This window comes from Pseudomonas sp. NLJ1, from assembly GCF_049486705.1.
Taxonomy (GTDB): domain Bacteria; phylum Pseudomonadota; class Gammaproteobacteria; order Pseudomonadales; family Pseudomonadaceae; genus Aquipseudomonas; species Aquipseudomonas inefficax.
The window spans coordinates 19,751-40,777 of the sequence record NZ_CP137735.1 but is presented as its reverse complement, the minus strand read 5'-3'; the positions used below and the strand labels follow the sequence as shown (position 1 = coordinate 40,777).

Annotated in this window: 24 protein-coding genes, 1 pseudogene and 1 riboswitch; of the genes and pseudogenes, 15 read left to right on the top strand and 10 right to left on the bottom strand. The window is 61.2% G+C overall.

Annotated elements, in window-relative coordinates; translation table 11 throughout:
* Positions 1-164: 164 nt before the first annotated feature.
* The gene (locus R9B85_RS00210) at positions 165-1,046 is read right to left on the bottom strand and encodes a LysR family transcriptional regulator (protein WP_112253415.1); all 882 of its coding nucleotides are present in this window, start codon (positions 1,044-1,046) and stop codon (positions 165-167) included.
* A gap of 185 nt (positions 1,047-1,231) precedes the next feature.
* Here R9B85_RS00210 and R9B85_RS00205 point away from each other — a divergent pair, with 185 nt between their 5' ends.
* The gene (locus tag R9B85_RS00205; RefSeq protein WP_133972439.1) at positions 1,232-2,875 is read left to right on the top strand and encodes an acetolactate synthase large subunit; all 1,644 of its coding nucleotides are present in this window, start codon (positions 1,232-1,234) and stop codon (positions 2,873-2,875) included.
* Between the two features lie 112 nt (positions 2,876-2,987).
* On the opposite strand, the gene R9B85_RS00200 is transcribed toward R9B85_RS00205, so the two are convergent.
* Both R9B85_RS00200 and R9B85_RS00195 read right to left on the bottom strand, forming a co-directional pair.
* Complete coding sequence (locus R9B85_RS00200) at positions 2,988-4,310, bottom strand: APC family permease (protein ID WP_423770713.1); 1,323 nt, start codon at positions 4,308-4,310, stop codon at positions 2,988-2,990.
* A gap of 100 nt (positions 4,311-4,410) precedes the next feature.
* Positions 4,411-5,232: a carbon-nitrogen hydrolase family protein gene (locus tag R9B85_RS00195; RefSeq protein WP_375149436.1), complete on the bottom strand. Its 822-nt coding sequence runs from the start codon at positions 5,230-5,232 to the stop codon at positions 4,411-4,413.
* Between the two features lie 162 nt (positions 5,233-5,394).
* Between R9B85_RS00195 and R9B85_RS00190 the strand changes: the two genes are divergently transcribed.
* The 3 genes from R9B85_RS00190 (at position 5,395) to R9B85_RS00180 (ending at position 7,569) form a co-directional block, all read left to right on the top strand.
* Positions 5,395-6,183 (top strand): helix-turn-helix transcriptional regulator, encoded by a 789-nt coding sequence (locus R9B85_RS00190; RefSeq protein WP_112251613.1) that lies wholly within the window; start codon positions 5,395-5,397, stop codon positions 6,181-6,183.
* 189 nt (positions 6,184-6,372) lie between these two features.
* Complete coding sequence (locus R9B85_RS00185) at positions 6,373-6,996, top strand: dTMP kinase (RefSeq protein ID WP_423770708.1); 624 nt, start codon at positions 6,373-6,375, stop codon at positions 6,994-6,996.
* A 69-nt stretch (positions 6,997-7,065) separates the two neighbouring features.
* Positions 7,066-7,569, top strand: coding sequence for a peroxiredoxin (locus tag R9B85_RS00180; RefSeq protein ID WP_207877842.1), 504 nt, complete (start codon positions 7,066-7,068; stop codon positions 7,567-7,569).
* Positions 7,570-7,685: 116 nt separating this feature from the next.
* On the opposite strand, the gene R9B85_RS00175 is transcribed toward R9B85_RS00180, so the two are convergent.
* Both R9B85_RS00175 and R9B85_RS00170 read right to left on the bottom strand, forming a co-directional pair.
* Positions 7,686-8,942 (bottom strand): cation:dicarboxylate symporter family transporter, encoded by a 1,257-nt coding sequence (locus tag R9B85_RS00175; protein WP_112251620.1) that lies wholly within the window; start codon positions 8,940-8,942, stop codon positions 7,686-7,688.
* A gap of 101 nt (positions 8,943-9,043) precedes the next feature.
* On the bottom strand, positions 9,044-9,469 hold the full coding sequence (locus R9B85_RS00170) for a VOC family protein (RefSeq protein ID WP_112251622.1): 426 nt from the start codon (positions 9,467-9,469) through the stop codon (positions 9,044-9,046).
* A 153-nt stretch (positions 9,470-9,622) separates the two neighbouring features.
* On the opposite strand from R9B85_RS00170, the gene R9B85_RS00165 reads away from it, so the two are divergent.
* Positions 9,623-10,498, top strand: coding sequence for a LysR substrate-binding domain-containing protein (locus R9B85_RS00165; RefSeq protein WP_112251624.1), 876 nt, complete (start codon positions 9,623-9,625; stop codon positions 10,496-10,498).
* 76 nt (positions 10,499-10,574) lie between these two features.
* Here R9B85_RS00165 and R9B85_RS00160 read toward each other — a convergent pair whose 3' ends face one another.
* Entirely contained in the window at positions 10,575-12,362 is a 1,788-nt protein-coding gene (locus R9B85_RS00160) for a thiamine pyrophosphate-requiring protein (protein ID WP_112251625.1), read from the bottom strand.
* A gap of 319 nt (positions 12,363-12,681) precedes the next feature.
* Between R9B85_RS00160 and R9B85_RS00155 the strand changes: the two genes are divergently transcribed.
* The 9 genes from R9B85_RS00155 to R9B85_RS00115 all read left to right on the top strand — a co-directional run bounded on the left by R9B85_RS00155 (position 12,682) and on the right by R9B85_RS00115 (position 18,233).
* Entirely contained in the window at positions 12,682-12,900 is a 219-nt protein-coding gene (locus tag R9B85_RS00155; protein WP_112251627.1) for a hypothetical protein, read from the top strand.
* A gap of 18 nt (positions 12,901-12,918) precedes the next feature.
* The gene (locus tag R9B85_RS00150; protein ID WP_207877840.1) at positions 12,919-13,215 is read left to right on the top strand and encodes a hypothetical protein; all 297 of its coding nucleotides are present in this window, start codon (positions 12,919-12,921) and stop codon (positions 13,213-13,215) included.
* Positions 13,216-13,929: a DUF72 domain-containing protein gene (locus R9B85_RS00145; protein ID WP_112251629.1), complete on the top strand. Its 714-nt coding sequence runs from the start codon at positions 13,216-13,218 to the stop codon at positions 13,927-13,929.
* Between the two features lie 112 nt (positions 13,930-14,041).
* Positions 14,042-14,338: a DUF6555 family protein gene (locus R9B85_RS00140; RefSeq protein ID WP_112251630.1), complete on the top strand. Its 297-nt coding sequence runs from the start codon at positions 14,042-14,044 to the stop codon at positions 14,336-14,338.
* A 106-nt stretch (positions 14,339-14,444) separates the two neighbouring features.
* The gene (locus R9B85_RS00135; protein ID WP_112251631.1) at positions 14,445-14,969 is read left to right on the top strand and encodes a hypothetical protein; all 525 of its coding nucleotides are present in this window, start codon (positions 14,445-14,447) and stop codon (positions 14,967-14,969) included.
* Between the two features lie 222 nt (positions 14,970-15,191).
* On the top strand, positions 15,192-15,785 hold the full coding sequence (locus tag R9B85_RS00130) for a hypothetical protein (protein WP_112251632.1): 594 nt from the start codon (positions 15,192-15,194) through the stop codon (positions 15,783-15,785).
* Entirely contained in the window at positions 15,782-16,213 is a 432-nt protein-coding gene (locus R9B85_RS00125; RefSeq protein ID WP_370290114.1) for a phage holin family protein, read from the top strand. Before R9B85_RS00130 ends, R9B85_RS00125 begins: the two co-directional genes overlap by 4 nt.
* Complete coding sequence (locus R9B85_RS00120; protein WP_112251634.1) at positions 16,210-17,016, top strand: DUF3618 domain-containing protein; 807 nt, start codon at positions 16,210-16,212, stop codon at positions 17,014-17,016. The genes R9B85_RS00125 and R9B85_RS00120 overlap by 4 nt, the downstream gene beginning before the upstream one ends.
* A 143-nt stretch (positions 17,017-17,159) precedes the next feature.
* The gene (locus R9B85_RS00115) at positions 17,160-18,233 is read left to right on the top strand and encodes a M42 family peptidase (protein WP_215520863.1); all 1,074 of its coding nucleotides are present in this window, start codon (positions 17,160-17,162) and stop codon (positions 18,231-18,233) included.
* Here R9B85_RS00115 and R9B85_RS00110 read toward each other — a convergent pair.
* The 4 genes and pseudogenes from R9B85_RS00110 to R9B85_RS00095 form a co-directional block, all read right to left on the bottom strand.
* Positions 18,230-18,460: pseudogene (locus R9B85_RS00110) on the bottom strand (low affinity iron permease family protein); the annotation flags it as partial. The gene R9B85_RS00115 and the pseudogene R9B85_RS00110 overlap by 4 nt on opposite strands.
* Before the next feature lie 12 nt (positions 18,461-18,472).
* Complete coding sequence (locus tag R9B85_RS00105; RefSeq protein WP_112252461.1) at positions 18,473-19,159, bottom strand: CbtA family protein; 687 nt, start codon at positions 19,157-19,159, stop codon at positions 18,473-18,475.
* A gap of 9 nt (positions 19,160-19,168) precedes the next feature.
* The gene (locus tag R9B85_RS00100; protein WP_025339304.1) at positions 19,169-19,357 is read right to left on the bottom strand and encodes a CbtB domain-containing protein; all 189 of its coding nucleotides are present in this window, start codon (positions 19,355-19,357) and stop codon (positions 19,169-19,171) included.
* Positions 19,358-19,450: 93 nt separating this feature from the next.
* A riboswitch (cobalamin riboswitch) is annotated at positions 19,451-19,674 on the bottom strand.
* A gap of 104 nt (positions 19,675-19,778) precedes the next feature.
* Positions 19,779-20,258: a GNAT family N-acetyltransferase gene (locus R9B85_RS00095; protein WP_112252460.1), complete on the bottom strand. Its 480-nt coding sequence runs from the start codon at positions 20,256-20,258 to the stop codon at positions 19,779-19,781.
* Between the two features lie 124 nt (positions 20,259-20,382).
* On the opposite strand from R9B85_RS00095, the gene R9B85_RS00090 reads away from it, so the two are divergent.
* Complete coding sequence (locus tag R9B85_RS00090) at positions 20,383-21,012, top strand: LysE family translocator (RefSeq protein ID WP_423770712.1); 630 nt, start codon at positions 20,383-20,385, stop codon at positions 21,010-21,012.
* The last annotated feature ends 15 nt before the right edge of the window (positions 21,013-21,027 follow it).

Below are 21,027 nucleotides of genomic sequence, written 5' to 3'. Positions count from 1 at the left end.
CCTGTGGGAGCGGGCATGCCCGCGAAGCAGGCGACGCGGTGGATAGCACCGGCTGCGCCGGTGTTCGCGGGCGCGCCCGCTCCCACAGGTATGGCGCATTCCTTGAGCTGGCAGGGTCCCTGTGGGAGCGGCTTTAGCCGCGAAAGGGCCGGTACAGGCCGGCCTCAACGCTCCAGATAGTGGGTCTGCGCGGCAAAATCGATGAAGCGCTTGCTGGCCAAAGACAGGTATTCCCCCGAGCGCCAGCACAACCTGAAACTCATCTGCTGTGCCGGGCGGAACGGTACGCCGACAATGCCCGGGGTACGCTGCTGTACCGAGCGCAGCAGGGTTGCAACGCCCATGTTGTCCAGCGCAGCCTGCACCACCAGCGAGACGAAGTTGCTCTGCAGCGCCACTTGGTAGGTAATCCCGTGTTCGGCGAAGAAGGCGTCCAGAAGGTGGCGTTGAACGAAGGTGCGGTCGAACACCACCATGTCGGTGTTGCGCAAATCCTCGGCCGTGAGGGAGGCCTTGCCGGCATACGGATGGTCGGGGTGCATGCATGCAAGCATCTCGTCGCTGCCCAGCAGGATGGATTCCTTGTCGGGTGGCACGCGCCTGGACTCCAGCAGCGCCAGGTCGATTTCCCGTTGTTCCAGGCGGTGGCCAATGTCTTCGGCACTGCCTTCGAATACGGTCATGGCGATGCCCGGGTACAACTTGCGAAAGGCGTTCATCAACCCGGGCACGTAGTGCAGGCCAAACATCGGCGGAATGCCCAGACGCACTTCACCACGCTTCAGGTCGGCCATATCGCGCAGTTCCTGGCGGGCAATATCCATTTCGCGCAACGCCGAAGCAATCCGCGGCAAGAACTGCTGGCCTTCGGCGGTAAGGATCACTTTGCGCGTGGTGCGGTTGAACAGGGTCACACCCAGTTCTTCTTCCAGCCGGGTCACCGCCATGCTCAGGGCCGGCTGGGCAATGTGCAGGTGCTGCGCAGCCTTGGTAAAGCTGCCTTGGCGGACGATTTCGACGCAGCAGCGCAACGCCTTGAGGTTCATTGAGGGGGACTACCTTTAATGGCTAACGCATTCATAACGAACTGTGATGCTAAGCATCATAACAATATATTTATTATTATTAACCAGAGGGCCTACGATGCGCGCCACTGAGACATCCTGCAACATCTCAGTCACGCAGCTTAATAAATCTGCAATCCCACAAAGATTTTGAGGTAGTACCCCAAATGGCCAAGGCCGCCGATGTCGTTGTGCAATGCCTGGAAAACGAAGGTGTCGAGTATGTGTTCGGCATTCCCGGTGAGGAAAACCTCGACCTGCTCGAATCCCTGCGCAAGTCGAAGATCAAGCTGGTACTGACCCGTCACGAGCAGTCCGCAGGTTTCATGGCTGCCACCTATGGCCGTCTGACCGGCAAGACCGGCGTCAGCCTGTCGACCCTTGGCCCTGGCGCCACCAACCTGGTCACCGCCAGCGCCTACGCCTACCTGGGCGGCATGCCGATGATGATGATCACCGGCCAGAAGCCGATCAAGAAGTCCAAGCAGGGCCGTTTCCAGATCATCGACGTGTGCGGCATGATGGACCCCATCACCAAGTACACCCACCAGTTCGCCTCCGCCGACAACATCCCGGCGCGTATGCGCGAAGCCTTCCGCCTGGCCGAAGAAGAGAAGCCGGGTGCGGTGCACCTGGAGCTGCCGGAAGACATCGCCGCCGAGCAGACCGACGCCCTGCCGATCCCGCGCAGCCTGCACCGTCGCCCGCTGGCAGAGCATGTGGCCATCGAAGCGGCTGTAGAAAAGCTGCTGGCCGCACGTAACCCGATCCTGGTGATCGGCGCCGGCGCCAACCGCAAGATGACCGCCAAGGTCCTCAAGCAACTGATCGACAAGACCGGCATCCCGTTCATCACCACCCAGATGGGTAAAGGTGTGGTCGACGAGCGCCATCCGCGCTTCCTGGGCAACGCCGCACTGTCGTCCGGTGACTTTGTGCACCGCGCCGTCGAAGCTGCCGACCTGATCATCAACATCGGCCACGACGTGATCGAGAAGCCGCCGTTCTTCATGGTTCGTGGCGGTACCGAAGTCATCCACATCAACTTCCGCTCTGCCGAAGTCGATGCCGTGTACTTCCCGCAGGTGGAAGTGATCGGCGACATCGCCAACGCCGTATGGCAGATCAGCGAAGCCCTGAACGACACTTCGCACTGGGACTTCACCCGCCTGATGGCGATTCGTGAAGCCAACGAAGCGCAGATCGCCGAAGGCGCCGACGACAACCGCTTCCCGGTGTACCCGCAGCGCATGGTTGCCGACATCCGTCGCGTGCTGCCGTCCGAAGGCATCGTCGCCCTGGACAATGGCATCTACAAGATCTGGTTCGCCCGCAACTACAAGGCGCACAAGCCGAACACCGTACTGTTGGACAACGCCCTGGCGACCATGGGCGCCGGCCTGCCATCGGCCATGGCCGCGCACCTGGTGCACCCGGACCGCCCGGTGATTTCGGTGTGCGGCGACGGCGGCTTCATGATGAACAGCCAGGAGCTGGAGACTGCAGTACGCTTAGGCATGCACATCACCGTGGTGATCCTGCGCGACGACGGCTACGGCATGATCCGCTGGAAGCAGGCGAACATGGGCTTCACCGATTTCGGCCTGGATTACGGCAACCCGGACTTCGTCAAGTACGCCGAAGCCTACGGTGCCAACGGCCACCGCGTGGAAAGCGCCGAAGGCCTGCTGCCGCTGCTCGAACACTGCATCAAGACCCCGGGCGTGCACGTGATCGACTGCCCGGTCGATTACAGCGAAAACGACCGCATCCTCAACAGCGAGCTGCGTGAGCGCGCGCTGGCGGTGTAATGCCTGAAAGGATCGGCGCCACCTCAAGGCTGGTGCCGATCCCTACCGGATGGTCGGCGCGGAATGATCGATCGCTCGCGCAGGGAGTACAAATGTACCCCCTCGCCCGAATTCAGGCCTCCTCGAAGTGCATCTCGGGGGGCTTGCGCTTGAAACCACTGGTAATCACGGTCAGGTAGAGCACGCCGAGGCAGAGCCAGCCTGCGCCCAGGTAGATCGCCAGGTGATCGAGACTTGCCATCAGCCACAAGGTCGAGGCAAAGCCCACCAGAGGGAACGCGAGGTACATCAGCAGCGCGTTGGCGCCACGCTGCTGCATGGCAACCCAGTAGTGGAAGATCACCGCCAGGTTGACCAGGCTGAAGGCGAGAAACGCACCGAAGTTGATGAACGAGGTAGAGGTCGTCACATCCATGCGCAAGGCGAGCAGGGCGACCACACCGCACAGGATGATGCTGGGTACAGGCGTGCTGAAGCGTTCGCTGAGCTTGCCGAAGAATGACCTGGGCAGCACTCCGTCACGCCCCATCGCATACAGCAGCCGAGAGGCGCTGGCTTGCGCCGACAGGCCCGAAGTGAACTGGCCGACGATCAGCCCCAGCAGGAATATGCTGACGAAGATGTCGCCACCGATGTTGCGGGCAATTTCATAAGCCGCCGCGTCGGCGTTGGCAAAGTCGGTGGACGGGTGAGCGAGCTGAACGAAGTAGCTGCAGGCGATGAACAGCCCGCCGCCAATCAGGGTGATCAGCAGGATGGCTTTCGGAATGGTCTTGCTTGGGTCCTTGGTTTCTTCGGTCAGGGTGCTGACCGCGTCGAAGCCCAGGAATGAATAGCAGGCGATCGCCGCACCGCCCATGATCAGCGGCAATTGTGTACCTTCTTGGTAGAACGGCTCGAGTGTCCACAGCGGCACGGTGGGGTCACCCCAGACATAGCGCACCGCGAGTGCAACGAACGCCGCCAGCACCAGCAGCTGGATGAACATCAACAGGCCATTGACGGTCTTGGCCAGGCGCAGGCCGATCACGTTGATCGTTGTGGTGATGCCGATGAATGCCAGTACCCAGATGGCTTGCGGCACGCCTGGGAACGCAGAGTGCAGATAGGCCGCGCCAATGAGCCAGATCGCCATGGGCAGGAACAGATAGTCGAGCATCACTGCCCAGCCGGTGATGAAGCCCAGCTGCGGGCTGATCGATTTGCGCACGTAGGTATAGGCGGAACCGGCTACCGGGAAGGCGCGCGCCATGTGGCCGTAGCTCAAGGCGGTAAAGAGCATGGCGATGGCGGCAGCGAGGTAGGCTGCGGGCACCCTGCCTCCCGTCGTCTCGGCCAGGATACCGAATGTGCCCAGGACGATGATGGGGGTCATGTAGGCGATGCCGAAAAGCACCACCGGGCCCAGCGAAAGCGTTCGCTTGAGTGTGGCCATTACTGTTTGCTCCAGCTTGTGATTGTTATTCAGAGTCGAACATGCTGCCGTCCCTGGCGGCCTTGCATTCCAGCAACAGAGCCTGGAAGGGGTGGAATATTCAGGAGGGGATGATCAGTTCACGAAGGCCGTCAGCGTGCTCGACCTGTTCACCCGGCAGCCGGATGCGCCGCTGGGCGATGTAGGTGTAGTCGCGCCGCGACTGCTGCAGTTGCTCCATGGCCAGTTCGACGGTCATGCGACACTCGCCACGGCCGGCTTCGCACAGCAACTGGCCGTACGGGTCGACGACGGCACTGCCGCCAGCGAACACCAGGCCGCCATCACCGTCACCCACGCGGTTGACCATGACCGCGAAGGCCTGGTTTTCCATGGCGCGTGCGGTGATGGCGGTTTTGTGGGTGGGGCCGTACGGGTCCATGTTGCCGTTGGTGACGATGATCAGTTCTGCGCCCAGCTGCCCCAGGGCACGCGCGGCTTCTGGGAATTCGATGTCAAAGCAGATCAGCAGGCCGACACGGATGCCTTTGAACAGCGCTGTCGCAAACCGGTCGCCTGGGGTGAAAACCCCGCAGTCCGATGCCCAAAGGTGGGTCTTGCGGTAGGTGAGGGCGACGCCTTCTGGCGTGACCAGTACGGTGGTGTTGTAGAAACGACCGTCGTCTGCAACTTCGGCCATCCCGACGACCACGGCAACATTGCGCGCTTGTGCGGCCTGCTGGACTGCCGTGATGCTTGGGCCATCCAGTGGCTCGGCAATGCGGTTGATGTTTTCTTCGGTAGGGAAGCCCATCAGCTGGGTTTCCGGGAAGACCAGCAGATCGGTATCGGCACCGCAGTTGCCGATCGCCTCGATGGTGCGCTGCAGGTTGTACGCGGTATCGCCATCGCGACCGGCCAGTTGGACAAGCTCTACCTTCATTTCCAATCCTCGACTGACAGCTTCGACCGCCATGCCCTGGCGGCATGGGGTATAAAAAACGATCCCGGTACAGGTTCGCTCAGCGTAAGCTAGCCCGGATTATGGGGTGGTCATCATGGCGGGGGGTATTACGCCCACGTGGTAACCCAACAGGGGTAGAGGATGAATTTTACGCTGCACGACATCGCCTGGCACCGATCGGTAGGCCAATTGATCGAAACCCTCGACAAGGACCACTTCTGGAAAGCCCTGGTGCGGTTGCTGAACGAGTACGTTGCCTGCGACAGCTGGGTGGCGCTGCTGTTCTCCGCAGGGCGCCCGCAGGTGTTCGCCGAATGCCCCAGTGCAGACGGCAACCCTGACCCGCTGTTCCAGGATTACCTGAAGGGCCTGTACCTGCTGGACCCGTTTTACGTGGCCAGCCGAGAGGCTGCGGCGTCCGGCCTGGTGCGCCTGGCGGATGTGGCCCCTGAGTGTTTCGAGCAGACGGACTACTACCAGCGCTATTTCCGGCTTAACGTGGTTGCCGATGAAGTTCAGTTCAACGTGCAGCTGGATGCGCAGCGCACGCTGTGCCTGTCGTTGGGTAGCAAGCGCCGATTCAGCATCGAACAGGTCACCCTGCTGGAACTGGTGCGGCCGTGGGTCACTGGGCTGATGCGCCAGCGGATGACCTTCGAGCGGGAGTTGCTGGAAGAGGCCACCAAGCCTGCGCCGCACTGGCAAAGCCGCATGGAGGACAGGGTCGAGCAGATGGAGTCGCCGCTGACCGGGCGTGAGCTGGAGGTGGGCCGGCTGATGCTCAGCGGGTGTTCCAGCAAAGAGATCGCGCGCAAGCTTGAAATCTCGGTAGAAACAGTGAAAGTGCACCGCAAGCATATGTACAGCAAGTTGGGTATCAAATCGCAGTCGGAGCTGTTTTCGCTGTTTCTTCAGGCCCAGCTAGGTTGATCCCCGCCAACTGCATGCCCCTCTCATGGGGCTGCAAATGACTTTTTGCTTTAGCAGGGACCCTGTGGGAGCGGGTTTACCCGCGAACACCGGCATAGCCGGTGCCATCCACCGCGTCGCCCGCTTCCATAAAGACCGCGCTGGCACCCAGGCCTGCGCTGCATCTTCAGATTCGACTGGTAATGAAAAATGACCCGCCCGCTGTTTGTTTCCATCGATGGGCCCAAGGGCACTGGCAAGACCACGCTTCTGGAGGCCGTGACCAAGGCCCTGCGGGCTGACAACAAGAAAGTGATCCGGCTTTGCGAGAAAAAAAGCGACCCCTATCGGGGGGAAACCATGGCCCTTGTCAATCAACTGGTCAGAAACCCCTCCCGGGACCTGGAATTGAGGGTATGCGAGCGCTTCGCCGAAAGCCGTGCCTGGATTTCCCGGCACGTGCTGCCCAGGCAGCCAGTAGACAGCATCATCCTGATCGATCGCTGGTACCCGTCTGATGCCGCATTTCGCCGCACCGTGGCGTTCGACGAGATCCTGCGCCTGAACCTCGAGCGAAATGTGCAAGTGCCCGATTTGCATGTCGGCGTTGTCACGGCCCCTGATACCTCATGGGCAAGGGCCGCGGCACGAACGCGCGGATTGGGCAGTACGGTGATCCATAGCCTGGACGAGCAGGTTGCCTGTACCGAGGCGTTCGAGCGTGCGGTAGCGGAGCACGGCTGGGTACTATGCCGTAATGAAGGAGCCATCGAGGATGCAACGAGGCAGGTAGTGGCCGCGATCGATAGCGTGTTTCGACCACGCCAGATCTGACCGCTGGATGTACGTACGCTGGTGGATGCTGCATCATGCCTGGCCATTTACCGCCCCAGGGATACAGCGATGATCAAGACCGGCGATACACTGCCCGACGTAACGCTTTACCAGTACAGCAACGGCGAGGGCGGCTGCGCGATCGGCCCGAACGCGTTTTCCCTGCACGAGCGCTGCAAGCAGAAAAAAGTGCTGATCTTCGGCTTGCCAGGTGCTTTCACGCCTACCTGCTCGGAGCGGCATGTACCGGGCTACGTGGCTGCGGCCCAGGACCTGTTCGCCGCCGGGGTTGCCGAAATTCTCTGTGTTTCGGTCAATGATGCATTCGTCATGAATGCCTGGGGCGCGAGCCTGCAGGTGGGCGGGGCGGTCAGGATGATTGGCGATGGCAACGGTGAATTCAGCGAGGCGCTGGGCCTGATCCAGGACCTATCGGCGCGCGGTTTGGGCCGGCGTTCGCAACGCTATGCCATGTTGGTCGACGACCTGGTGGTCAGGCACATCGCGGTCGAAGCACCCGGCAAGTTCGAGTGCAGCGACGCCGCGAGCATGTTGGCTGTTTGTAAGCTCTGAAGGCATACACCGTTACTGTGGGAGCGGGCGAGCCCGCTACCACAGGGGATGTGACCCGTTCTCGAATATTGTTCCCTGCGCGACAGCGCAGCTCGAAGGGCTGGGCAATCGGCCCGTCAACCTTTACTCGCCGCCTCACGCCGGGATGGTTTCAACTGAACCCCCTCCCAGCGGGCAATCACTAGTGGTGCGATTGCATTGCCGAGCACGTTCAGCGTGGTAGTCCCGCTTTCAATCACTCGGAAGATGCCTGCCACCAGCGCCACAGCGTCGAGGGGAAGCCCGGCAGATGCCAGCGTGGCTGAGAGGATGATGATTGCGAAGCCTGGAACACCGGCTGCGCCCTTGGAGGTGAGCACCATGGTCACGACCAGCAGTATTTGCTGGGACAGTGTGAGGTCTATACCGTAAAGCTGGGCGATGAAGATTGTCGCGACCCCCAGGAAGATCGACGCGCCATCCAGGTTGAACGCATACCCGACCGGTACTACGAAGCTGACGATACGCCTGGGAACACCATAGTGTTCAAGCTTCTCCATCAGCTGTGGCATTACCGCCGCGGATGCCGCACTCGAGCACGCCAGGATCAGCTCATCCTTGAAATAGCGGACAAGCTTCAACAGGTTCTCGCCGATCAACAGGCAGATGCCGCCAAGTACGATCAGTGCGAAGAGGATCAGTGCCAGGTAAACGACCCCGATCAACTTCATCAATGGCAGCAGGGAGGCGAAGCCGAAGGTTGCCACGGTGGAGCCGATCATGCCGAACACCCCAATGGGCGCGTATGCCATGACATAGTTCACCAGCTTGAACATTGCGTCGGCGGTGCCCTGCAGTGTTGCCACGACTGGGGCACTCTTTTCGCGCGGCAAGGCGTTCAGGGCCATGCCGAACAGTACCGCGAAGAACAGGATGGAAAGCAGCTTGCCTTCGGACAGCGACTGGAAGAGGTTGTCCGGCACAATGTTCTGCAGGATCAGCAAAGCGCCTGTGGCAGGTTCCGATTTAATGCTCGCATCGCCTTCGGTCATGCCGGCGATCACTGTACCTGAGCCAGGCTCCAGAAGATTGGCCAGCACGAGCCCGACAATGATGGCCAAGGTGGTGATTGCGAAAAAGTAGCCGAGGGACTTGACCCCCATACGGCCAAACGACTTGTTGTCGCCACCCCCTGCAATGCCGAGCACCATGCAGCAGAAGACGATGGGCACAACAATCATCTTCATCATCTTGATGAAGATGTCACCCAGGGGTTTGAGCACTTCACTGCTGACCCATTGTTGATGTTCCGGGTGTGTATTCAAGAACCAGCCAACGCCGATGCCGAGCAATAAGCCGATAACGATCTGCCAGACCAGTGGGACTTTTTTCATGACGCCAGCCTATTTTTATTGATTTATGGTGTGCTGCGCTGTTGGCAGTAATTGAAGGCGTGAGCGAAGCGCTCACGCCCGGGGCACGCGGGCAAACAACGCTATTTGGCGAAGATCTGCCCCATGTCCTTGAAGGCTTTGAACTCCAGCGCGTTACCACACGGGTCGAAGAGGAACATGGTGGCTTGCTCGCCCACCTGGCCTTTGAAGCGGACGTAGGGCTCGATGACGAATTCGGTACCCAGGTCGGTCAGGCGGTTGGCAAGCGCTTCCCACTCGTCCCACTGCAAGATCACGCCAAAGTGAGGGGCTGGCACATTGTGGCCGTCTACCGGGTTGCTCAGCGCATGTTCCTGGTAGGGCATCTTGGGATGTTCGTGGATGACCAGTTGATGGCCATAGAAATTGAAGTCGACCCATTGGGCTGCGGAACGTCCTTCTTCAAGGTTGAACACCTCGCCGTAGAACTTGCGAGCCGCGGGAATATCGTAAACCGGAATGGCGAGATGGAAGGGGGGCAGGCTCATCAGAAACTCCTTGAGGGCTATGGGTAACGACCTGTGAAGCAACAGGTCATCATTGTGGTGGGTGGCTTGTTTCTCGTTTTTGTCGATTCTAGGAGTGGCAGAATAATAAAAAAATCAATATATTTTTCTTAAAAACACAAAGGAAAATTGTGAATGATCCGCGAGCTCAAGACCCTGATTGCCGTGGCCCGGGAGGGCACGTTCGCTGCGGCCGGGCTCAAGGTGAACCTGACCCAGGCGGCCGTAAGCGCACAGATGCAGAGGCTGGAAGCCGAACTGGGGTATGAGATCTTTGAACGCAAAGGCCGCAACGCCCAGCTGAACAGGCGCGGGCAGCAGATTCTGGAGCAGGCCCAGGAACTCGTCAGGCTCTACAACAGCCTGGGTTCCAGTGCTCAGGGTGTGGCGCCTACCGTGCAGGTAGAGGTCGGCGCTATCGCGTCGGTACAGAGGTCACTGCTGCCACAAGCACTGGCGCAGTTTCATGGCGCCCGGCCTGAATGTCGTACGCGTATCATTCCTGGCCTGTCGCTGGAGCTGCTGAGTGCGGTAGATGCCCGGGAAATCGACATCGCCGTGATCATCAGGCCGCCGTTCGAATTGCAAAGCGATCTTCACTGGACAACGTTGGCAAGCGAGCCTTACAGGCTGATCGTTCCAGCCGGGCTCGCGGATGCCGAGTGGAGCGAAATGCTTTCGACCCAACCCTTCATTCGCTACGATCGCTCGTCATTTGGTGGGCGCCAGGTCGACCGCTTCCTTCGACAATTTCATTTCAATACCAGAGACGTGTGCGAACTGGACGAACTGGATGCCATCACCGAACTTGTCGGGAAGGGTGTGGGGGTAGCGTTGGTGCCACAAACAGTCAGCCGAGACGCCTGGCCTGCCTCCGTGCGCGCCTATGATCTTGGCGGCCACACGTTTCACCGCGACATTGGCCTGGTTCACCCTGCAAACGTTGCCTTGAGCGTGCAGGTTACGCTCTTGGTCCAGCTGATTGTCGAGGCGGCTGTTCAATGCGACTGACAACCTGAACCGGCGCACCCGGTTCAGGTTTGGCAGGCCAGCGACGGGGCTGGTTGCTGCCAGTGCCGTGCACGCCTCATTTCTTGCCCGGCAATACCGAACCGAGAACTTGCCTGGCCGTCTGCACGATGACCCCAGCCTGGTCCGGGTCGCCCTTGAGCAGGCTGCTGGCGAACTTCTTCGCCTGCTCCAGCTTGATGTGCGGTGGCAAGGGCGGTACGTCCGGATCGGTCTTGAATTCGATCAACACCGGCCGGTCAGCCGCCAGGGCTCGCTCCCAGGCGCCGGCAATGTCTTCTTCGCGCTCCACGTAGATGCCTTGCAAGCCGATGGAGATTGCGAACAGATGATAGGGCACATCAGGGATCGCCTGTGAAGCCTCGAACTTGGGGTCGCCCTCCATTACCCGTTGTTCCCAGGTCACCTGGTTGAGGTCTTCGTTGTTGAACACCGCGCAGATCCACTGAGGGTTTTCCCACAGGCGCCAGTACTTGGCGACGGTGATCAGCTCGGCAAGGTTGTTCATCTGCATCGCCCCGTCACCCACCAAGGCCACCACGCTGCGCTGCGGATGGGCGAACTTGGCGGCGATGGCATAGGGTACCGCCGCGCCCATGCTGGCCAAGCCGCCGGACAATGAGCACTGCATGCCCCGGCGTATCTGCAGGTCGCGGGCAAACCAGTTGGCGCAGGATCCGGAGTCACTGGTGACGATGGCGTGGTCGGGCAGGCGAGGGGAGAGTTCGTGCACCACGCGCTGGGGGTTGATCGGGTCGGCCTTGACCAGGGCGCGTTTCTCCAGGGTCTTGTCCCAGTCTGCGCGCCAGCCTTCGACCTTGTCGCGCCAACGGCGCTCGGTCTTGTGTTCGAGCAATGGCAGCAGTGCCCGCAGCGTTTCGCTGGCGTCGCCGACCAGGTTGACCTCCATGGGGTAGCGCAAGCTGAGCATGTCTGGCTGCAAATCGATCTGCACGCCACGGGCCTGGCCTTCCCCAGGCAGGAACTCGGCGTAGGGGAAGCCGGAGCCGATCATCAGCAAGGTGTCGCATTCGCTCATCAACCGATAACTCGGTTCGGTACCTAGAAGCCCGATGGCGCCGGTGACCCAGGGCAGGTCGTCTGGCACTACGGCCTTGCCCAGCAGCGCCTTGGCCACGCCAGCACCAAGCGTTTCAGCTACCGCGATCACCTGTTCGGTGGCTTGCAGTGCGCCGGCACCGACCAGTATCGCCACTTTTCGTCCAGCGTTGAGTACATCCGCGGCACGTTGCAGGTCCTGCTCGAAAGGCACCACGCGGGGCCTGCTGTAGCCGATGCCGGAATGCACCGTGCCGTGGGCTTTCGGTGGTTCGTGGTAGGGCAGGTCCTGCAGGTCGTTGGGCAGGATGATGGCGGTGACCCGGCGTTCGCCGACGGCGGTACGTACTGCGCGATCGAGCAAGTGGCGCACCTGTTCCGGGGTCGAGGCCTGCTGGACGAAGGCACCTGCAACGTCCTTGAACATCGACAGCAGGTCCAGCTCCTGCTGGTAATGCCCGCCGAGCGCTGCTCGCGCCTGCTGGCCGACGATGGCCAGCACCGGCTGGTGATCCATGCGCGCGTCATACAGGCCGGTAAGCAGATGCGAAGCGCCGGGGCCGGAGGTGGCAATGCACACACCCAATTCGCCGGTGAACTTGGCATGGGCGCTGGCCATGAAGGCCGCCATTTCCTCGTGGCGTGCCTGGATGAACTGGATCTTGCCCTCGGCCCGGCTCAACGCCCCGAATACCCCGTTGATGCCGTCGCCGGGGTAGCCGAAGATGCGCCGCACACCCCATTGATACAAACGCTCCACCAGAAAGTCGCCTACCGTGCTGGTCATTGCCTTCTCCCGTCCTGTGACCGATAGGGGTCTGGACTTGGCGCGGTTCGGGAAAGTTTCAAGTGTGTGCGCACTGGTCTACCGACTGGAACCTTGCCGAACACATTCCTTCGGCTGACGAGGGCCCTGTGGGAGCGGGCATGCCCGCGAAACAGGCAGCGCGGTGGATGGCACCGGCTGTGCCGGTGTTCGCGGGCACGCCCGCTCCCACAGGTATGTGCTGCAGCGCCGGTCGTCGTCGGTGCTGAACGGCTGCACTCAAGCCAGGATCAATCAAGCTGAGTCGCCCGATTTCACTCAGCCAGCAGGAGTTACAGCGATGTCCAAGTACCTGTACCTGATCAGCTATATCCTCGACAACCAACCCGGCACCTGCGAGCTGCGCAGCGACCAGGAGGACCTGAGCCGCGATGCGGCGCGTGATTACCTGCAAGGCCTGCACCGCAACGAAGCGTCATCGTTTACTGACGTGCAGGTGCAGCGTCTGCAGCACGATCATGAGCCAAACACATCGCCAGGGCATTATCAGCAGCCATGAAAAGGAGAGGGCTGGCAGATGAAAAGAAGAGGTGAAACCTATAGACAATGGTGCGACCCGATCCTGCACCATCAAACCCATGAGGAAACGCTCGGCTCCGGTACCTGCCTGGAAGTGCAGACGCGCTTGTCACGCACTGGCGGCACCCAGTTGTTCATCGGTGTCTATCGCACCGACGGTACGGTGCTGTGCGAACAGATCTACCACCAGTGTGCGGGGGAAACCATGAGGCGGGCGCTGCTGTGGGGCGTGGGATATGCCAGGCGCGTCGCGGGTGAGGGCGAAGCGTTCCGTGGCGAAGCGGCCGGTAGCTGAATGATCTATCTGGGTTGCGCTGGCTGGAGCCTGTCCAGCCGTCATGCCGAGGCATTTGCGCAGCCCGGCAGCCACCTGCAACGCTACGCCACCCGCTTCAACACGGTGGAAATCAACAGTTCGTTCTACCGCCCCCATCGCCCCGAAACCTATGCCCGTTGGGCTGCGTCCGTACCTGAGGATTTCCGTTTTGCGGTGAAGCTGCCCAAGGCCATCAGCCATGAGCAGCGTCTCGCCGGCTGCGAATACGCACTGGATATGTTCCTTGCACAATGCGGGCAGTTGGGCGATCGCCTGGGTTGCCTGTTGATACAGTTGCCGCCATCGCTTGGCCATGACACCGAGCATGCGCGACGTTTCTTCGAAAGCCTGCGCCGACGGTATGCCGGGCCGGTGGCGCTGGAGCCCAGGCACGCCAGCTGGCAAGCGGCGCAGCAGATGCTGGTCGATTTGCGCATCGCCCAGGTTGCGGCGAGCCCTTCGCGCTTCGTTATCGATGCGCAACCGGGAGGTTGGCCAGGGCAGGTCTACTGGCGCCTGCATGGCGAGCCGAGGATCTACCACAGCGAGTACTCCAACGAGTATTTGCAGCGTCTGGCTGAACGCTTGCAGGCCAGCCGTGCCGCTGGAGTACCCACCTGGTGCATTTTCGATAACACCGCCTCCGGAGCGGCGATGGCCAACGCACTGGCTCTGCAGCAGCTTTTGCGCTGAGAAAGTCGTGGATACAAGGCGATGGAAAAGGGCGATGACCAACCGGTCAAAATAAATGAATCTTTTTACAGGTCGCTGGCTCCATTGGTCTGAATCGCTGAAGGAGAGTCCAATGGCTGGGCAGCAGTTGTATGTGATCGAATATGAGCTTCATGGGGAATTTCGCACCTTCATCATCCGGCTCGAGCGTATGGACAACGCCGAAGCCTGGCACTGGGCAAGTTGCGATGCGGGGGTGGGCATCATTCCACGGTTCGGCCAGCACAAGATCAAGAAGGTCAGCCGGCCGATGGCTGAGCGCTACGGCATCAACAATGTGCGTTGGCGGGCATCAGGCGAAGGGCCCGAGTTCGTCGCTCCGCCCATTGATGTAAAGAAGTTCTCGAATAGCGGTACGGGCAATACCTGAAGCATTTGCGCAGAAGGCCTGCCTGCAATTTGTAGGCAGGCCTTTGCTCATGGGTTCGCCTCTCACGTTTCGAGACACGATCATCCTTGCTTTCAGGAGCCAGCACGTGCCGCGAATCATCACTCCAGCCACCCCTGAACACGAGATCAGCGAGCGCAACGCCCGGATGTTCGGCTCGCCAAAAGAGCGCCTTGATTTCTACCGCCGTGAAATCCAGTACGAGACCAGCATCCTTGCCAACCGCACTGACGCCTATCTCGCTGCCCAGTCGTTTCTGGTGATCGCCTTCGTATCGTCGATGGGCAACCTCAACCAGAGCTGGGGCGAGATGTTTACGCTGGTAGTTCCGCCGTTTCTTGCCTTGCTGGGTGTTTTGAGTTCACTCAATGCCTGGCCGGGCATTCGCGCGGCCTACAAGATCATCGAGCACTGGCAATTGAAACAGAGCCACCTTTTGCGCAGCGAGCCACTGATGGGGCTGGCATATGACGAATCGCCACTGTTCAGCGAGGCGGAAACTTCACTGGCCGGGCACCGCAAGTCGCTGTTGTTCTCGCTGCGTACGCCGTGGATATTCCTGGCCTTCTGGATGATTCTCGGCATCTACGCGGTCTTCATCCAGCTGGCGTGAACCGCGCAATCGCACCCCAATCGTTGCCGACCCTGATTACCACCACCCTCAAAGCCTTTGCTCGGGTACCAATACCCCGGGTTGATCGCGCTGTTTCCTTTGGGCCTCCAGGCAAATGTCATAGATCACAAACGCTGAACTCCTGCCGCCTCACCTGCGTCCCTCGAATGAATGCCCAATAAAGACGGCATTCATCCAACAATCAGCTTCGAGGGCGAAACGATGGACAAGACCGATCAAAGCTCGACCTCTCCACCCGGTAGCACCCAGGAAAAAGCCTTTATCGATGACGCCGGTGCGCTGCTTGGCGAGGCCAGGCACAAAGGCAGTGAGCAGTTCGAGCACTATCGCGATAACGCAGCCGATCAACTTGATTCGCTCGAGGAGGGTGCGCGCTCGGCGGCTGCTGCGCTGCAAGGCAACGATAGTCTCGGGCTGTCGCAGTACCTGACCCAGGCAGCAGAGTGCGTGGGCGAGTTTGCCGAGCAGGTACGCCATCAAAGCGCCGAGAGCCTGCTGCAGCGCGGTGCACAGTTGGCCAAGAACAACCCGGCGCTATTTCTGGCCGGCAGCGTCGCCATCGGGTTTGCTGTGTCGCGGTTCATGCGAGCCAGCACCAGCCATGAATCCACCCCCCCTGCGTCTGCGTCTTCTGGTGATTGGAGCCAGCCCCACCCGGCGCAGCCAGTACCTGATCGTGGTAGCGACGTATCCCCCCGCGAACCTTACACCCCCGTCGACCCGATCGGGCCTGGTGCAGGCACACCGGTCAGCGGCAGCCCGTTCGAGCGCGACCCCCTCAAAGGAGGTGAATGATGAGCAAAGACACTTTGCATTCCAGCCAGAGCCTGCATGCAACGGAAGACGACGCCGTCGGTGTTGGCGGTTTGTTGCGCCAGCTGATGCGTGAAGTACCGGACCTGTTCACCAAAGAGCTGGCGCTGGCCAAGGCAGAGCTGCAGCAGAACCTCGCCACCCTCAAGGCCGGCACGGCTGCGGTTGCGGCGGGAGCGATCGTGATGCTGGCAGGCTTCGTCATTCTGCTGCTGGCGGCCGTCTACGCCCTGGCGATGGTGGTCGAGCCGTGGCTGGCAGCCTTGATCGTGGGCGCGGTCACCTTGGTGATCGGGTTCATCATGTTGCAGTCGGGCAAGAAACAGTTCGAACCCACGCATCTTGCCCCTGACCGCACCTTGCATGCCATGCAGCAGGACAAGGACACGCTGAAGAGGAAACTGCCATGACCACTTCCTTCGAACATGAAGCGCATAAAGACCCTGACTTGCTCGAGCAGGAAATCAACGCCAAGCGCGAGCACATCAGTGATCTGGTGGACGCCCTCGAACAGCGCCTGAGCCCGGGCCAGATGGTCGACCGGGTCCTGGCCTACGCCAAGGGCAATGGCGGCGAGTTCTTCCAGAACCTGGGCACCACCCTCAGGAACAACCCTGTACCCGCTACCCTGACGGTACTGGGCCTGGCATGGCTGGGCCTGAACCAGAACCGCCCCTTCAACCCAGGGCCTGCGCACCATGGGCCGGGGTTGGGCGAAAAGCTCGGCGACGCGGTGGACACGGTGAAAGGCGCTTTCACGCAGGCGGGGGAGGCAGTGCATGACGCCAGCCAGAAGGTGCGCATGAAAGCCCATGACATGCGCGATCGGGCCAGCGAACTTGGCAGCGGCGCGCGCGACTCCATGGGGGCTTCCGCGGACACCCTGCGCCATTCGGCACACAAGGCTACCGATCAGGCCGCGGCATTGAAGGGCCAGTTCGATCACCTGCTTCAGGAGCAACCTCTGGTATTGGCTGCTTTGGGAATAGCACTGGGTGCGGCATTGGGGGCGGCGCTACCCGGTACCCGCAAGGAAGACCAGCTGATGGGCGCCAGCAGTGATCGTTTGACCGACACGCTCAAGGCCAAGGGCCGCGAGGTGAAGGCGTCGGTCGAAGAGTCGTTCGATCAGGCGGGTGGCAAGGCGTCGACCCAGGCAGAGCGCAGGCCTGGAGACTCCGATCTTTCCTCAGGGTTGGGCTTCAATTCCTGATCCTGCGGGATGTGCGTTGCCAGCCTGTTCTGCCTGGGCAGCGGGCTGGCGGCTATCCGCGAGCTCCTCCAGCCCACTTGATAATGAACGCGTGCCAAGTGGGCCGGTCAACCGCTTGCAACTTTAAACAGGGAGGTTCTGCCTTGAAGATCGACGCGTTGTTGACCGAACTCCTCAATGCCCGCGGGCCAGGTGGGCAAGAGGATGAGGTGCGCACCATTTGCCTGCGAGAGCTCGCCAACTTCTGTGATGACACGCACATCGATTCTGCCGGCAACGTGGTAGGGGTCATTCGCGCCGGGCTTGCATGCAATCCGCAGGCAGCCATACGTGTAATGGCCCACCTCGATGAGATCGCGATGATCGTCAAGAATGTCCACGACAACGGCACACTGGAGGTGCTTGCCCTCGGGGGAGCGCAACCGATCAGCTTTGGTGTCTGCCCTGTCGACATCCTGGGCGATGAGCAGATCCTGCCTGGCGTGCTGTCGTATGGCTCGATGCACAGTAGCAGTCGGACTGCCAACGGAAGAGACGTGCTGACCGGAAACGTCCAGTGGAAGGATGTGCATGTAGTCACACGCAAGACCAAGCAGGAACTGCAGGCATTGGGGGTTCGACCAGGTACGCGGGTCGTGCTCAGCCAGCACTGGCGTCGGCCATTCAAAGTGCAGGACTGTGTTGCCGCTCATTTTCTCGATGACCGTGCTCCCATCAGCGCTGTCATCCTCTGTGCGAAGCTGCTGGGTGAGAGGCGAGCGGCGCTGAAGCAGGATGTGTGGTTCGTGCTCACCACACTGGAGGAAGAATCCAATGCCGGTGCCATGTACGCCGCGTCCCGGTTGCCCGGCGACACCACCATCGCGGTCGAGGTCGGCCCGGTGCTCGAAGAGTATGGTACGCAGCTGTCAGCCGACCCGATCATCAATACCGGTGACCAGAAGGGCTACTACAGCCGCACCGTGGTACAAGGCCTGATCGCCGCTGGCCGCAGGGCAGGGTACAAGCCGCAGGCGGCATTGCTCGTAGACTTTGCGTCGGATGCGAGTGCGGTATTGAGCGCAGGGATCGATGCCCGGGCAGGTTGCATTGCGATCCCGACAGAGAACACTCATGGCTTTGAGATGGTACTCCTGGATGGCATTTCAGCCTGTGCGGAAACCTTGGCCGAATTCCTGGTGAGCTCCCAGGATGAAAACGACCTTATAGGCCGCTAGCGCTGCAGATTGTCCCGAGCGGCATCGTCTGCCTGTCGCTCGCGAGGGGGCTGTGGAGGCGTTTCGCAGTGTCTGCCCATCGCCTGATACTCTTTGCGAAGTTGATGGATCTCCCGGTTGTCGAGTGATTCGAGGCCTAGTACCGATTGCTCCGCTGATTTTGTAGCGCGGATCAGTTCGTCGAGCTTCACATGGATGATGTCGTTGTCCCGGTTCTGGGTGTTCTGAAAAGGCAGGCATCAGGCCTGATTGGAGCGCCGGAACAGCCAGGCGCTGAGCAGGCCCAGGGCCAGCCAGAAGGCGGCGTTGGTCAGCCAGGAGGCCACTTTGAACTGGGTTTCCAACGCTGCGGGGGCAAGGCTTTCGTGCACCTCGGGTTGCGGCGCACCGATCACATGAGGAATGACCAGCAACACGGCGCCAAATGCCTTGAGCAACCAGTGGCGGGCGAACACCAGCAGGGCCAGGCCCAGCGCGGTGGCGCTGGCGGTGCCGACCCACCAGGCCTGGCGTTGCCCCAGGTCGGCGGCGGCAGTACCTGGCAGTTCCGGCGGCAGGCCCAGGGTCGGGGCCAGGCAGAACACTGCGAAGCCGGCCAGGCCCCATAGTGCACCGGTGCCGGCACGCTTGGGTTCGCGCAGGCTGTACAGGGCGGTGAGGATCAGGGCGAAGCCGACCGCGACCACCAGGTTGCCGCCAGTGGTGGACAGCACCCGCTGCCAGCCGTCTTCCGGCGACCAGGCTTCGGCGCTGTGTTCATGGGCTGCCACTTCGCCGGCATGCTCGTGCTGGCCGACCGGGGCTGCGGACTCGTAGGTTTCTGCCTCGAGAATCAGCGGGGCGACCCAGAAGCTTTGCAGCAGGGTCAGCAGCAAGGCCGCCAGCAACCCGCTGAAGCCCGCGGTACGGGCAATGCGTGTGATCATCGGGCGTACTCAGTGGCAGGGGAAGGCGGCGCTGTGGCGGGTGTCGTGGGCGGCGTTGTGCACGGCCTCGATGTGCGAGAAGCCAGCGAAGTACACCAGGCACAAGCCCAGCAGGCTGGCGCCGACGGCGATGACGACACGCTGGCTGAGGGTAACGGGGGTAGTAATGCTGTGTTGCTTGGCGCTGGTGACGGGCATGACGCGTTCCTCTGCTTTTTGTGGGCAACGGGCAAGCGCGGCAGCCCCGAGCGTGGCAGCCCAGGGGAATGCAACAGCGCCCGCCCACCGCGGGGTGTTCATGAACGCCAGGCCGGTCTCCGGGCTTGCGAGGAGGAGCCAGGCTCCTGGAAGGCGTCACCTTCCCATGCCGGGTGATCGGGCACAGTGGTACAGACGCTTCGCTCGCTTACCGTTGCGGGGGCAGCACCGGCCTTGTCCGGCCCTGCTGGAGGGCCTGGGACGCACCGGTTTCCCGTTTCACCCCCATTGGGGGCACCTGAACGCGAGGCATAAGGAGACCATGGGGCGGGGCTGCCGTCAATTGCCAGAATCGAGTTTGCCGGCGCCTCGGCTACTCCGCACCCACAGGGATTGTGAAGCGGACGCAAAGCGCTCCCGGTCAGCCCCGGGCAAACGCCGCCAGCTTGTCCCCATCCAGCCGGTAACGCACCCACTCATCCTGCGGCTCGGCACCCAGCTTCTGGTAAAAGCCGATCGCCGGCTCGTTCCAGTCCAGCACGCTCCATTCCAGCCGCCCACACTTGTTCGCCACCGCCTCGCGGGCAATGTGCTGCAGCAACTGCCGGCCGGCGCCGTCGCCGCGTTGCTCAGGAGTGATGTACAGGTCTTCCAGGTAGATACCGTTGCGGCCTAGCCAGGTCGAGTAGCTATAGAAATACACGGCGAATCCGATTGCCCGGCCATCGCGTTCGCAAATCAGGCTGTGCACGGTGCTGCCCTCGTCGAAAAGGCTGTGCTCGATATCGGCAACGCTGGCGATTACCTCGTGGCGGGCGCGTTCGTACTCAGCCAGTTCGGTGATGAAGGCCAGGATCTGCTCGGCATCGTTGCGAACGGCAGGGCGAATGGTGAGGCTCATGGTGACGGCTTCCTTGGTCTGGGAGTAGCGGTACAGCGATGTGTATCTACACAATTTAGTGAAACTGTACCGGTTGTAGAGGAGGGGACTCCGTTAGTGTGACAGCACCCATAACGAAAGTGGAATGCCTGCCATGCTTGCCTCTGCCGACCTGCTGACCGCCTTCGTGCTGTTCGCCTTCGTGTCTTCCATCACTCCTGGCCCCAACAACACCATGCTGTTGGCCTCGGGTGTCAATTTCGGCGTGCGCCGCTCCATTCCCCACGCCATGGGTATCAGCGTCGGTTTCATGGTCATGGTGCTGGCCGTTGGCCTGGGCCTGGGGGAGGTGTTCAAGGCCTGGCCGGTGCTGTACACGGTATTGCGCTACACCGGCGCCGCCTACCTGCTGTACCTGGCCTGGAAAATCGCCACCTCCGGGGCGGTCGGCACCGCTTCGTCCAGTGCCCGCAAACCGCTGGGCTTCTGGGGCGCGGCGGCATTCCAGTGGGTCAACCCCAAGGCCTGGGTGATGGCAGTGGGGGCAATCACCACCTACACGCCGGCGCAAGGCTATGTGACCAACGTCATTGTCATTGCCGCCTTGTTCGCCCTGGTCAACCTGCCGAGCGTTGGGGTATGGGTGATGTTTGGCAGTGCCCTGCGCAACCTGTTGCAGAACCCGCGTTGGCTGATGCTGTTCAATGTCCTGATGGCCTTGTTGCTGGTGATTTCACTGTACCCGCTGCTGTTTGTAGAATCGGCATTTTCCTGACCCCGCGAGTACAGT

Coding starts and splice junctions, on each gene's coding strand:
- R9B85_RS00210 (WP_112253415.1), bottom strand. CDS start 1,046: ATGAACCTCAAGGCGTTGCGCTGCTGCGTCGAAATCGTCCGCCAAGGC.
- R9B85_RS00205 (WP_133972439.1), top strand. CDS start 1,232: ATGGCCAAGGCCGCCGATGTCGTTGTGCAATGCCTGGAAAACGAAGGT.
- R9B85_RS00200 (WP_423770713.1), bottom strand. CDS start 4,310: ATGGCCACACTCAAGCGAACGCTTTCGCTGGGCCCGGTGGTGCTTTTC.
- R9B85_RS00195 (WP_375149436.1), bottom strand. CDS start 5,232: ATGAAGGTAGAGCTTGTCCAACTGGCCGGTCGCGATGGCGATACCGCG.
- R9B85_RS00190 (WP_112251613.1), top strand. CDS start 5,395: ATGAATTTTACGCTGCACGACATCGCCTGGCACCGATCGGTAGGCCAA.
- R9B85_RS00185 (WP_423770708.1), top strand. CDS start 6,373: ATGACCCGCCCGCTGTTTGTTTCCATCGATGGGCCCAAGGGCACTGGC.
- R9B85_RS00180 (WP_207877842.1), top strand. CDS start 7,066: ATGATCAAGACCGGCGATACACTGCCCGACGTAACGCTTTACCAGTAC.
- R9B85_RS00175 (WP_112251620.1), bottom strand. CDS start 8,942: ATGAAAAAAGTCCCACTGGTCTGGCAGATCGTTATCGGCTTATTGCTC.
- R9B85_RS00170 (WP_112251622.1), bottom strand. CDS start 9,469: ATGAGCCTGCCCCCCTTCCATCTCGCCATTCCGGTTTACGATATTCCC.
- R9B85_RS00165 (WP_112251624.1), top strand. CDS start 9,623: ATGATCCGCGAGCTCAAGACCCTGATTGCCGTGGCCCGGGAGGGCACG.
- R9B85_RS00160 (WP_112251625.1), bottom strand. CDS start 12,362: ATGACCAGCACGGTAGGCGACTTTCTGGTGGAGCGTTTGTATCAATGG.
- R9B85_RS00155 (WP_112251627.1), top strand. CDS start 12,682: ATGTCCAAGTACCTGTACCTGATCAGCTATATCCTCGACAACCAACCC.
- R9B85_RS00150 (WP_207877840.1), top strand. CDS start 12,919: ATGAAAAGAAGAGGTGAAACCTATAGACAATGGTGCGACCCGATCCTG.
- R9B85_RS00145 (WP_112251629.1), top strand. CDS start 13,216: ATGATCTATCTGGGTTGCGCTGGCTGGAGCCTGTCCAGCCGTCATGCC.
- R9B85_RS00140 (WP_112251630.1), top strand. CDS start 14,042: ATGGCTGGGCAGCAGTTGTATGTGATCGAATATGAGCTTCATGGGGAA.
- R9B85_RS00130 (WP_112251632.1), top strand. CDS start 15,192: ATGGACAAGACCGATCAAAGCTCGACCTCTCCACCCGGTAGCACCCAG.
- R9B85_RS00125 (WP_370290114.1), top strand. CDS start 15,782: ATGATGAGCAAAGACACTTTGCATTCCAGCCAGAGCCTGCATGCAACG.
- R9B85_RS00120 (WP_112251634.1), top strand. CDS start 16,210: ATGACCACTTCCTTCGAACATGAAGCGCATAAAGACCCTGACTTGCTC.
- R9B85_RS00105 (WP_112252461.1), bottom strand. CDS start 19,159: ATGATCACACGCATTGCCCGTACCGCGGGCTTCAGCGGGTTGCTGGCG.
- R9B85_RS00100 (WP_025339304.1), bottom strand. CDS start 19,357: ATGCCCGTCACCAGCGCCAAGCAACACAGCATTACTACCCCCGTTACC.
- R9B85_RS00095 (WP_112252460.1), bottom strand. CDS start 20,258: ATGAGCCTCACCATTCGCCCTGCCGTTCGCAACGATGCCGAGCAGATC.
- R9B85_RS00090 (WP_423770712.1), top strand. CDS start 20,383: ATGCCTGCCATGCTTGCCTCTGCCGACCTGCTGACCGCCTTCGTGCTG.